Annotated in this window: 2 protein-coding genes; one reads left to right on the top strand and one right to left on the bottom strand. The window is 69.3% G+C overall.

The features are described from left to right. A partial coding sequence (locus tag AC27IQ_RS26860; RefSeq protein WP_487091523.1) for a LysR family transcriptional regulator occupies positions 1-166 on the bottom strand: 166 nt, incomplete at its 3' end. On the opposite strand from AC27IQ_RS26860, the gene AC27IQ_RS26855 reads away from it, so the two are divergent. Beyond that, positions 165-563, top strand: a 399-nt coding sequence (locus AC27IQ_RS26855) for a LysE/ArgO family amino acid transporter (protein WP_487091522.1), incomplete at its 3' end; no start/stop codon positions are given. The genes AC27IQ_RS26860 and AC27IQ_RS26855 overlap by 2 nt on opposite strands.

The following is a 563-nucleotide window of genomic DNA, read 5'->3' as shown; positions in this document are numbered from 1 at the left end:
TGGGCCGCCCGCGCACGATGAGCGGCTGGCCGAGCCGCGTCTCCAGCGCGCGCACGCGCAGCGACACCGCCGAGGGCGTGATGTGCAGCGCGGCGGCGGCCTGCTCGAAACTGCCCGCCTCGGCCACGGCGAGAAAGGCCTCGCATTGTTTGGAATCCAGTGCCATGGCGCCTTTGGGGTTGAAAGCTGAGGAATTCTCAGCCAAGTCGATATTTTCCCCATTCAGGATGGGATTCGGCCCCGGCCCCAGACAATTCGCCGATGTGGTCTTCCATCACCCCTTTTCTGCATGGTTTCGGCGCCGGGGCGGCCTGATCATCGCCATCGGTGCGCAGAACGCGCATGTGCTGCGCGTCGGCCTGCTCGGGCGGCATGTGGCCCTCACGGTGGGGACCTGCATCGCCATCGACGTGATCGCCATCGCTGCGGGCGTGGCCGGCATGGGCGCGCTGATCCAGGGCCAGCCGTGGCTGCTGGCGATCGCCCGCTGGGGCGGCGCGGCGTTCCTGGCCTGGTACGGCATGGGGGGCGCTCGCCGTGCGTTGCGGCCCGATGGCGCACTG

The sequence above is a fragment of the Acidovorax sp. KPB24-07 genome, from assembly GCF_057543315.1.
The sequence above is the reverse complement of the archived record's forward strand: the minus strand, read 5'-3'. Positions and strand labels throughout refer to the sequence as shown.